Consider the following 1762-nt stretch of genomic DNA (forward strand, 5'->3'; position numbering starts at 1 on the left):
CCAGAAAGCCGACGGACCACAGCATCGGGGTCTCGAAGGAGAGCGACCCGTTGAGCATCGTGCCCGACCAGTTGAAGAACTTCACCCCCGTCGGCACCGCGATCAGGAACGACATAAAGGAGAAGAAGGGCAGCAGCACCGCCCCGGTGGCGAACATATGGTGCGCCCACACCACCACGGAGAGCCCGGTGATGGCCATGGTCGCGCCGACGAGCGTGAGATAGCCGAAGATCGGTTTGCGGGAGAAGACCGGCAGGATCTCCGTGACGATGCCGAAGAACGGCAGCGCGATGATGTAGACCTCCGGATGCCCGAAGAACCAGAACAGATGCTGCCACAGCAGCGCGCCGCCGTTCTCGGGCTGGAACACCATCGCCCCGAACCGCCGGTCCGCCTCCAGCACCAGCAGCGCCGCCGCCAGCACCGGGAAGGCGAACAGGACGAGGATCGAGGTGAAGAGGACGTTCCAGGTGAAGATCGGCAGCCGGAACATCGTCATCCCGGGCGCGCGCATCCCGACGATGGTGGTGATGAAGTTGACCGCGCCCAGGATCGTGCCGAAGCCCGCCAGCGCGAGACCCATGATCCATATGTCCGCGCCGATGCCCGGGGAGCGTTCCAGCGAGTTGAGCGGTGCGTAGGCGAACCAGCCGAAGCTCGCCGCACCGGTCGGGGCCAGCAGCGAACCGAGCACGATCAGGGCGCCGAAGAGATAGAGCCAGTACGAGAACATGTTCAGCCGGGGGAAGGCCACATCCGGGGAGCCGATCTGCAGCGGCATGATCTCGTTGGCGAAGCCCGCGAAGGCCGGGGTCGCGAAGAGCAGCAGCATGATCGTGCCGTGCAGGGTGAACGCCTGGTTGAACTGGTCGCTGGTGATCAGCTGAAGTCCCGGCCGGGCCAGCTCCGCGCGCATCAGCAGGGCCAGCACTCCGCCGATGAGGAAGAAGACGAACGAGGTGACCAGATACAGATGCCCGATCTTCTTGTGATCGGTGGTGGTCAGCCAGTCCACCAGCACCCTGCCCCGGTGCCGGACGGGCGCCCCCGTCACGGCGTCGCCGGTCCGCGTCTGCGCACTCATCGGACCTCACTCCCCGTGCGCGGTCCCGGCCCGCCGCCTGCGGTGTCCACGGCCGTGGACCGGGGCCGTGGTACCGGGTGAGGGGGTGCTACCGGCGCGGGGCGTACGGCGGTCCTGGGCAGGGGTCCGGCCGCACTGCCGAGCGGGCGCGCGGCGGGATTCTGTAAGGAACCCGTGAATTGTTCACGGTCCGCCAATTCGTCCTCCGGTGCTTCGTCCCCGGTCAATTCCATCCGGGAATTCTCCCTGATCGGGAGCGTTCCGGAATTACCGTACGGTCGGTGTCGAACTGCTCGTTCGTGTGGTGGACTTTATGCTGAGCGTATGTCGTGATCCTGTGACAGAAGCGTGACCGGTGAGATGCGCTTCCGCGCCGGAAAGGTGTTCGGGCACCGCTTCCGTCACCGTCCGCTGCCGCTTACGGTGGGTGTCATGGCACCCATACCGACCCCTCCCGCACAGCCGGACGACACTCCCGCGTCCTATGTCGGCCTCCCGGCCGATGATGCCGAGCGGCGGGCCCGCCGAAGCGGCTGGACCACCGTCAGGTCCCTGCCGCCGGGCGCGATCATCACCCTGGAGTATCTGGAGGGCAGGCTGAATTTCGAGGTGCGGGGCGGCCAGGTCGTCCGCAGCTGGGCGGGGTGAGTTCCGTACCGCCCCGGATATGTTCCGTAC

The 1762-nt window shown here is 66.6% G+C and carries 2 protein-coding genes; one reads left to right on the forward strand and one right to left on the reverse strand.

What is annotated here, in order from left to right; genetic code table 11:
- On the reverse strand, positions 1 to 1084 hold a 1084-nt coding region (locus tag ACWF94_RS39930), incomplete at its 3' end, for a cbb3-type cytochrome c oxidase subunit I (protein WP_453500110.1).
- A gap of 432 nt (positions 1085 to 1516) precedes the next feature.
- Here ACWF94_RS39930 and ACWF94_RS39935 point away from each other — a divergent pair.
- Positions 1517 to 1732, forward strand: a complete 216-nt coding sequence (locus tag ACWF94_RS39935) for an I78 family peptidase inhibitor (RefSeq protein ID WP_453500112.1) — start codon at positions 1517 to 1519, stop codon at positions 1730 to 1732.
- Positions 1733 to 1762 lie beyond the last annotated feature (30 nt).

The organism is Streptomyces sp. NPDC055078, assembly GCF_053607985.1.